This window comes from Thermophilibacter sp. ZX-H3 (genome assembly GCF_052599055.1).
In genome coordinates this window covers 1-8,618 of sequence record NZ_JBQXES010000001.1, presented here as the reverse complement: position 1 = coordinate 8,618, position 8,618 = coordinate 1, and the positions used below count along the sequence as shown (strand labels likewise).

The 8,618-nt window shown below is 70.0% G+C and carries 8 protein-coding genes and 1 pseudogene; 8 read left to right on the top strand and 1 reads right to left on the bottom strand.

Annotated elements, in window-relative coordinates; all coding sequences use genetic code 11:
* Nucleotides 1-140: 140 nt before the first annotated feature.
* From ACULPM_RS00045 to ACULPM_RS00035, 3 genes and pseudogenes are all read left to right on the top strand, one after another.
* Nucleotides 141-827: an N-acetylmannosamine-6-phosphate 2-epimerase gene (locus ACULPM_RS00045; RefSeq protein WP_445331743.1), complete on the top strand. Its 687-nt coding sequence runs from the start codon at nt 141-143 to the stop codon at nt 825-827.
* Between the two features lie 502 nt (nt 828-1,329).
* Nucleotides 1,330-2,412 carry a Gfo/Idh/MocA family protein gene (locus ACULPM_RS00040; protein ID WP_445331742.1) on the top strand — a complete coding sequence of 361 codons (1,083 nt, stop codon included), beginning with the start codon at nt 1,330-1,332 and terminating at the stop codon, nt 2,410-2,412.
* A 2-nt stretch (nt 2,413-2,414) separates the two neighbouring features.
* Nucleotides 2,415-2,534, top strand: a pseudogene (locus ACULPM_RS00035) (DeoR family transcriptional regulator); the annotation flags it as partial.
* Here the strand turns inward: ACULPM_RS00035 and ACULPM_RS00030 are convergent.
* The gene (locus ACULPM_RS00030; protein ID WP_445332305.1) at nt 2,508-2,675 is read right to left on the bottom strand and encodes a hypothetical protein; all 168 of its coding nucleotides are present in this window, start codon (nt 2,673-2,675) and stop codon (nt 2,508-2,510) included. The pseudogene ACULPM_RS00035 and the gene ACULPM_RS00030 overlap by 27 nt on opposite strands.
* Before the next feature lie 100 nt (nt 2,676-2,775).
* Between ACULPM_RS00030 and ACULPM_RS00025 the strand changes: the two genes are divergently transcribed.
* The 5 genes from ACULPM_RS00025 to whiA all read left to right on the top strand — a co-directional run bounded on the left by ACULPM_RS00025 (nt 2,776) and on the right by whiA (nt 8,524).
* Nucleotides 2,776-3,165 (top strand): hypothetical protein, encoded by a 390-nt coding sequence (locus tag ACULPM_RS00025; protein ID WP_445332304.1) that lies wholly within the window; start codon nt 2,776-2,778, stop codon nt 3,163-3,165.
* A complete protein-coding gene (pfkB, locus tag ACULPM_RS00020; protein ID WP_445331740.1) occupies nt 3,162-4,067 on the top strand; it encodes a 1-phosphofructokinase in 906 nt (301 codons plus the stop codon). Before ACULPM_RS00025 ends, pfkB begins: the two co-directional genes overlap by 4 nt.
* A gap of 131 nt (nt 4,068-4,198) precedes the next feature.
* Entirely contained in the window at nt 4,199-6,172 is a 1,974-nt protein-coding gene (locus tag ACULPM_RS00015) for a PTS fructose transporter subunit IIABC (protein WP_445331739.1), read from the top strand.
* 494 nt (nt 6,173-6,666) lie between these two features.
* Nucleotides 6,667-7,593 (top strand): RNase adapter RapZ, encoded by a 927-nt coding sequence (gene rapZ / locus ACULPM_RS00010; RefSeq protein ID WP_167929706.1) that lies wholly within the window; start codon nt 6,667-6,669, stop codon nt 7,591-7,593.
* 1 nt (nt 7,594) lies between these two features.
* Entirely contained in the window at nt 7,595-8,524 is a 930-nt protein-coding gene (gene whiA, locus ACULPM_RS00005; protein ID WP_167929705.1) for a DNA-binding protein WhiA, read from the top strand.
* Nucleotides 8,525-8,618 lie beyond the last annotated feature (94 nt).

Here is an 8,618-nt window from a genome sequence, read left to right as displayed (position 1 = left end):
GCGTGCAAAAGGGACAGTCACTTTTGCACGCCCCCTGCTAACGGTCAGTCGTGCAAAAGTGACTGTCCCTTTTGCACGCCCCAGCGCACGCGCGTGCGTGCCAAACAAACCTGACGTGGTTGGCACACGAAGGAGGAACCATGCCCATCTCACCGCTCGTCCAGTCCCTCAAGGGGAAGCTCATCGTCTCCGTCCAGGCCTATCCCGGCGAGCCGCTGCGCCACCCCGAGACCATGGCCCAGATGTCGCGCGCCTGCGAGCTTGGCGGCGCCGCCGCCATCCGCTGCCAGGGACTCTCCGACATCGCCGCCATCAAGAGCCGCGTGGAGATCCCCGTCATCGGCCTGTGGAAGGAGGGCCACGAGGGCGTCTACATCACGCCCACGCTGCGCCACGCCATGGCCTGCGTGAACGCCGGCGCCGACGTGGTGGCCCTCGACGCCACCGACCGCCCGCGCCCGGATGGCCGCACCTTCGAGGAGACCGTCGAGGCCATCCGCGCCCAGAGCGACGTCCTCATCATGGCCGACTGCATGACCATCGAGGACATCCGCCGTGCCGTCGCCTGCGGCTGCGACCTCGTCTCCACGACGCTCTCCCACAACAAGGCCGCCATCGACACCACGCTCGAGGACGGCCCCGACGTGCCGCTGCTCAAGCAGGCGACCTCGGAGTTCCCCGACTACCCGATCATCTGCGAGGGGCACGTCCACACCCCGGCCGACGCCAAGACCGCCATCGACGCAGGCGCCTGGGCCGTCGTCGTGGGCACCGGCATCACGCATCCCACCTCGCTCACCAGCTGGTTCCGCGCCGCGATCGAGTAGGGGAGAGCGCCCCATCGCCCCGAGCTGACGCGGGTCCCGGACTCGTCCGGGGCCCGCCTCCGTTGTCGGCGCTCCCGTTCTTCTCGCCATGCGGGCGTCTGATCCTGCCGCCGGATTGCCGACCGCGTCGCGCGAGGCCCGCATGCGCAGCCTGCGATGTTCGCAAACCCCAGGCTGCGCGTTCGTGAGAGAACGCGCAGCCTGGGGTTTGCCGTCATTCCGACCCCTTTTCCGAGCTTGCGTATCGGGCAGTTTCAAGTTTGTCACGCGTAACCGCAGATGTCCGGATATCCGAGATTGCGCGTCCTTCTCGCCCCGCGCGTCGCCTGCTGACGGCGCGGAACATCCAAGCATGCGTGAAAATGCGCAGAAATGCGTACTTATGACCGTTTATGGTCATTTTCATACCGCTTACCGCTAGAATGCGTAGAGTTGCGTACAAATGGAAGAAATTGCGCAAAAATGACAATCGTAGGGTAGGACCAGAACGGCAGGAGGACCCATGTCAGACACCGAGAAGAACGCCCCGCTCGACGCCGCCGCCGCGGCAGCCGCCGCCTTCGAGGCCATCGAGAGCCGCCCGTTCCCCGACGATGTCTTCACCGCGCCCGAGCTCCGCTGGGCCGTGATTGGCTGCGGCGTCATCGCCAACCAGATGGCGACCTCGCTCGCGCTCGCGGGCCGCCGCCTGCACGGCGTCGCCAACCGCACCCGCGAGAAGGCCGTCGCCTTTGCCGAGAAGTACCACGTCGAGAAGGTCTACGACTCCTTCGAGGAGCTCTACGCGGACCCCGAGGTCGACGCCGTCTACATCACCACCCCGCACAACACGCACATCACCTACCTGCGCGGTGCGCTCGCCGCGGGCAAGCACGTGCTCTGCGAGAAGTCCATCACGCTCAACTCCGCCGAGCTCGCCGAGGCCCGCGCCCTCGCCGCCGCCAACGGCGTCGTGCTCATGGACGCCACCACGATCCTGCACATGCCGCTCTACCGGGAGCTCCGGCGTCGCGCGGACGCGGGCGAGTTCGGCCGCATGAACCTCGCGCAGGTCAGCTTTGGCTCCTACAAGGAGTACGGGGACCTCACCAACCGCTTCTACAACCGGGGCCTCGCCGGCGGCGCGATGCTCGACATCGGGGTCTACGCGCTCAGCATCATGCGCCTCTTCATGGCGAGCCAGCCCGAGGAGGTGGTCTCGCTCGGCAACCTCGCCGTCACGGGCGTGGACGAGGCGGGCGGCATCGTCTGCCGCAACGCCGAGGGCCAGCTCGGCGTCATCGCGCTCACGCTCCACTCCAAGCAGCCCAAGCGCGCGGTCATCTCCTTCGACCGCTGCTACGTGGAGGTGACGGAGTACCCGCGCGCGGACGCCGCGACGATCGTGTGGACCGCAGACGGCCGCCGCGAGGCCGTGCGCACCGGCGTCGAGGGCTACGCCCTCTGCTACGAGATGGCCGACCTCGAGCGCGCCGTCGCGGGCGACGCCCAGGCCGCCGGCCTCATCGACACCGCGTCCGACGTGATGGACCTCATGACGCGCCTGCGCGCCGACTGGGGCGTCACCTACCCCGAGGAGGAGTAGCCATGCTGGCAGAGGAGCGCCACGCGCGCATCGTCGAGATGGTCCGCCTGCGCGGGACCGTCACCGTGCCCGAGCTCGCCGCCGCGCTCGAGACCTCAGAGTCCACCATCCGTCGCGACCTCGACAAGCTCGACCAGGCCCACCAGCTGGTCAAGGTTCACGGCGGCGCCACCACCCGCGAGTCGGCGCACCTCACGCGCGACCTCACGCTGGGGGAGCGCCACGGCCTGCACGACGAGGAGAAGCGCGCCATCTGCGCGCATGCCGCCGCGCTGGTCCAGCCCGACGACTTCGTCTACCTCGACGCCGGCTCCACCACGGAGATCCTGCTCGACCTGCTGCCCCCCCACGCGCGCCGGCTACGTGACCGACTCGGTCTCGCACGCCATCCGCTTGGCGGCCCGCGGCCTCTCCGTGACGGTCCTCGGCGGCGAGCTCAAGAGCGCCACCGAGGCGCTCGTGGGGCCCGGCGCCCTCGACGCCCTCTCCAAGCTCCACTTCACGCTGGGGTTCTGGGGCTCCAACGGCATCACGCCGGAGGCGGGCCTCACCACGCCCGAGCCCAACGAGGCCATGGTCAAGCGGGTCTCCCTGGAGCGCACGACCCGGCGCTACGTGCTCGCCGACGCCTCCAAGCTCGGCCGCACGAGCCTCGTCACGTTCGCGGACTTCTGCGACGCCACGGTCGTCACCTGCGGGGAGGTCCCCGAGGAGTACCGGAGCTTCGACAACGTCATGGAGGTGTCGCTGTGATCTGCACCGTCACGTTCAACCCGTCGCTCGACTACATCGTCCGCGTGGACGACATGCGCCTGGGCGTCATCAACCGCACCACCTACGAGAAGATCCTGCCCGGGGGCAAGGGCGTGAACGTCTCCATCGTGCTCGGCAACCTCGGGCACGCGAGCCGCGCGCTCGGCTTCGTGGCGGGCTTCACGGGCGACGAGCTCTGCCGCCTCTGCGCCGAGGCGGGCGTCGAGACCGACTTCATCCGCGTGGCGGAGGGCATGACGCGCATCAACGCCAAGGTCAAGTCCGCCGAGGAGACCGAGCTCAACGGCATGGGCCCCAAGATTGCCGAGAAGGACGTCGAGGTCCTTCTCGCCAAGCTGGACGCGCTGGGCGAGGGCGACACGCTCGTCATCTCCGGCTCCGTGCCCGCCGCCCTGCCGCACGACATGTACGAACGCATCATGGAGCGCCTCCGGGGCCGCGGCGTGCGAGTCGTCGTGGACGCCGAGAAGGACCTGCTCACGCGCGTCCTGCCGTACCGCCCCTTCCTCGTGAAGCCCAACAACCACGAGCTCGGGGACATCTTCGGCGTGACGCTGCGCACGCGCGACGAGGTCGTGCCGTACGCGCGCCGGCTCCAGGAGATGGGCGCCGCCAACGTGCTCGTCTCGATGGCGGGGGAGGGCGGCGTGCTCGTGGCCGAGACGGGCGAGGTCTTCCAGAGCCCGGCCGCCAAGGGCACCGTGGTCAACTCCGTGGGCGCGGGCGACTCCTCCGTCGCCGGCTTCCTCGCGGGCCTCATGGAGACCGGCAGCTACGAGGCCGCCTTCAAGATGGCGCTCGCGACGGGGTCGGCCAGCGCGTTCTCCGACCACCTGGCCACGAGGCCCGAGGTCGAGGCGCTGCTCGCCACGCGCCACTGACGTCGCGCCACTGACGTCAGGTTTATTTGGCACGACCGCGCCGAGCGCGTCGGCCAGAGGCGGTCACGGCGGGGAAGCTCCTCCCGTATAGATAAAATATTAAATTAAATGCACGAAAGGAAGGAGAGAACATGAGAATCACGGACCTGCTCAAGCCTGAGTCAATCGGGATCGGGGGTGCGCCCAAGAGCAAGGACGAGGCCATCGACGAGCTCGTCGACCTCATGGCGAAGGGCGGCAACGTCGCCGACAAGGCGGGCTACGCCGCGGCCGTTCGGGAGCGCGAGGCGCAGTTCTCCACGGGCCTCGGCGACGGCATCGCCATCCCGCACGCCAAGACGGCCGCCGTCTCCGCGCCCGGCCTCGCGGCCATGACCGTGCCCGCGGGCGTGGACTACCAGTCGCTCGACGGGGAGCCGGCGACGCTGCTCTTCCTCATCGCGGCGCCGGAGGGGGAGGCCGACACGCACCTCGAGGTGCTGAGCCGCCTCTCCACGCTGCTTCTCGACGCCGACTTCTGCGCGGCCCTGCGCGCAGCGAAGACCCCGGCGGAGTTCCGCGCCCTCGTGGACGCCGAGGAGGACCGGCACCGCGCCGAGGAGGAGGCCAAGGCCGCCGGCGCCGCCGCGCGCGACGCCGCTGGCTACGACGTGCTCGCCATCACGGCCTGCCCCACGGGCATCGCCCACACCTACATGGCCGCCGAGGCCCTCGAGAAGAAGGCCGCGGAGATGGGCGTTCGCATCAAGGTCGAGACCCAGGGCCAGGGCGGCGCCAAGAACGTCATCACCGCGCAGGACGTGGCCGGCGCGCGCGGCGTGATCATCGCGGCCGACAAGAACGTGGACCTCGCGCGCTTTGACGGAAAGCCGCTCTACTCCTGCTCCGTCACCCGCGGCATCAACGAGCCCGGGGAGCTCATCAACATCGTGATGGAGGGCAGCGCCCCCATCTGCCACGCCCAGGGCGGCGCCGCCTCGCCCGCGGCCGCCGAGGGCGAGGGCGTGGGGCGTCAGGTCTACAAGCACCTCATGAACGGCGTCTCCCACATGCTGCCCTTCGTGGTGGGCGGAGGCATCCTGATGGCGCTCTCGTTCCTGCTCGATCAGCCGGGCCTCGGCACGAGCGCCTACGGCCACTCCACCCCGGTTGCGGCCTTCTTCAACGTGGCCGGCAACCAGGCCTTCAATTTCATGCTGCCCATCCTCGCGGGCTACATCGCGATGTCGATTGCCGACCGTCCCGGCCTTGCCGCGGGCTTTGTGGGCGGCTGGATCGCCAAGCAGGGCTACACGCTCGGCTACCTCTCCTCGGCCATGGACGCCGAGGCGCAGGCCGCCCTCGTCTCCGGCGGCTTCCTGGGCGCCCTTCTCGCGGGCTTCGTCGCCGGCTACCTCGTGCTGGGTCTCGAGCGCGCGCTCGAGAAGCTGCCGTCCTCGCTCGAGGGCATCAAGCCTATCCTGCTCTACCCGGTCCTCGGCGTCTTTCTCACGAGCCTCGTCATGATGGGCGTGAACCCAGTCATGGGCGCCATCAACTCCGCGCTCTCCGGCTTCCTGAACGGCCTCTCCGGGACCTCCATCGTGCTCCTGGGCATCATCGTGGCCGGTATGCAGGCCACCGACATGGGCGGCCCCATCAACAAGGCGGCCTACGTCTTCGGCACCGCTGCCCTGGCCGAGCAGACGGTTACCGGCAACATGATCATGGCGGCCGTCATGGCGGGCGGCATGGTCCCGCCGCTTGCGATCGCGCTCTCCACCACGCTCTTCAAGAACCGCTGGACCGAGGCGGACCGCAAGGCGGGCCTGGTGAACTACGTCATGGGCCTCTCGTTCATCACGGAGGGCGCCATCCCCTTCGCCGCTGCCGACCCGCTGCGCGTCCTTCCCGCCTGCATCGCGGGCTCGGCCACGGCCGGCGGGCTCTCCATGCTCCTCGGCTGCGCCAGCCCCGCCCCGCACGGCGGCGCCTGGGTGATCGCCGTGATCACCAACCCCGTGCAGTACCTGATCGCGCTCGCCGCGGGCGCGGCGGTGGGATGCCTCGTGCTCTCCCTGTTGAAGAAGCCCCTGCCTCCCGAGCAGAGCGGCCTCGACAAGTAGTCCCCATCGCCCCGGGTGGATTCCCGGGGCGCGTTTCCGTCGAGCATGCCCCTGCGCACGGAATCGCGGCGCGGGAGCCGGAAACCGTGCGCAGGGGCATGCTCGCGCCATCTGTGCGCGGGGGCATGCTCGGCGGCGCGTCCTTCTCGCCACGCGGCCCTCTGGGCCGGCCCGAGCATGCCGCATGGCACGATGGTCCATCCGTGCGCGGAGGCATGCCCGGTCCGTCCCTCCCGCGCTGTCGGCATCCAATTGGGCCCGCGCGAGCATGCCGTGCGGCACGGCTTCATCGAGCATGCCCCCGCGCACGGTCTGCGGCTCCCGAGCCGCGATTCCGTGCACGGGGGCATGCTCGGCCGCGCGTCCTTCTCGCCGCGCGGCCTTCTGGGCCGGCCCGGGGACGTCCCGTCCGGGCATGCCGTGCGGCATGCCCGACCCCGCTGCCGTATACTGGCGAGAAGGACGGCGAGAAGGACCTCGAGGAGGGGAGTGCCATGGGTGCGACCGGCCAGCAGATGCGCGCGGCCGAGGGGCGCGACCGCGTGCCCGACGTCGTGGTGATCACGGGCATGAGCGGCTCGGGCCGCACGCAGGCCCTCCACGTCTTCGAGGACATGGGCTACTTCTGCATCGACAACCTGCCCCCGCGCCTGCTCCTGCAGCTCGCCGAGCTCGTGGGCATCAACTCGGGCGTCGGGCGCCACCTCGCCGTGACCTGCGACCTGCGCAGCCAGGGCCTCTTCGACGAGATCAGCGACTCGCTCACGCAGCTGCGCGAGCACGAGATCTCCTGCAAGGTCGTCTTCCTTGACACCGACGACGACGTCCTCATGCGGCGCTACGACGAGAACCGCCGCCGGCACCCGCTCGCCGGCCCCGGCGAGACCGTGGCGAGCGCGATCGCCCGCGAGCGGACCCAGCTCGCCGCCGTGCGCGACGCCGCCGACCTCGTGATAGACACGAGCCGCACCTCCACCAAGGAGCTCCGCGCCCGCCTGCGCCGCGCCTTCTCCGAGCTCACCGACCAGCAGCTCATGGAGGTCTCGGTCTTCTCCTTCGGGTTCAAGCACGGCATGCCCGTCGAGGCGGACCTCATGATCGACGTGCGCTTCCTGCCGAACCCCTTCTACGACCCGGAGATGCGCGCCCTCACGGGCAACGACCGGCTCGTCGCGGACTTCGTGCTCGGCAACCCCACCACCGAGAAGTTCCTCGAGGCGTGGTACCGCCTGCTCGACGTGGCGATGCCCGGCTATGTGGCTGAGGGCAAGAGCCACCTCTCCATCGCCGTCGGCTGCACGGGGGGCCAGCACAGGAGCGTCGCCATCGCCGGCGCCACGGCGGCCTACCTCGAGCACGGGGGCTACCACGTGACGCTCTCGCACCGCGACCTCGCGCTCGCCAACGTGAGGACGGGCTAGGATGTCGTTCACAGCCCGGGTCAAGGACGAGCTCTCCCGCGTCGAGGGCGCGCCGGCCGCCGAGCTCGCCCAGCTCTCGGCGCTCATCCGCGTGTGCGGCACGCTCTCGTTTCGGGGGGCGGGGCGCTACTCCATCCGCATCGCCACGGAGACGGGCGCCGTCGCGCGGACGATCATCAAGCTCACGCACAAGCTCTTCGACCTGGAGACGCCGCTCACGGTGCGCCGCTCGGTCCTGCACAAGACGAGGAACTACCTGATCGAGATGCCCGAGCAGGACGAGCTCGCCGAGGACCTCGTGAAGCTCGGGATCCTCGTCCCGGGGCGCGGGCTCGCGACGGGCGTGCCGGTCGCGCTGCTGCGCTCGCGCGAGGCGCGGGCGGCCTTCGTGCGCGGCGCGTTCATGGCGGGCGGCTTCATCGCCGACCCGCGCGGGGACTTCCACCTGGAGATCGCCGTGACGGGGGAGGACTTCGCCCGCGGGCTCGTGTCGCTCGTCGGGTCCTTCGGGGTCTCGGCGCGCCTGAACCGCCGGCGGGGCGCCTTCGCGCTCTACCTGAAGAGCTTCGACGACGTGATCTCGCTCCTGCGCGTGATGGGGGCGCACCGGATGGCCAGGGTGGTCGAGCTCGCCCGCGCGCAGAAGTCCGTCAAGAACGACGTCAACCGTCGCGTCAACGCCGAGATGGCCAACCAGGCCCGCTCGACGGGCGCGGCCGCCTCGCAGCTCGACCTCATCGACCGCGCCGAGAGGGGCGTGGGGCTCGCGGCGCTGCCGCCGGCGCTGCGCGCCTTCTGCCGCGCGCGCCGGGAGCACCCGGAGCTCTCGCTCGCCGCGCTCGGCGCCGAGCTCGACCCGCCGGCGTCGAAGTCCGCGATGTACCACCGCGTCCTCAGGCTCCAGCAGATCGTCGAGGAGGCCGAGGAGTGACCTCATCTGGGGACGGGTTATTTCGGCCGGAGATTCTGGGACGGGCCATGCCGCCTGGGGCATTGCCCGTCCCAGGACCCCCAGCCAAAACAAC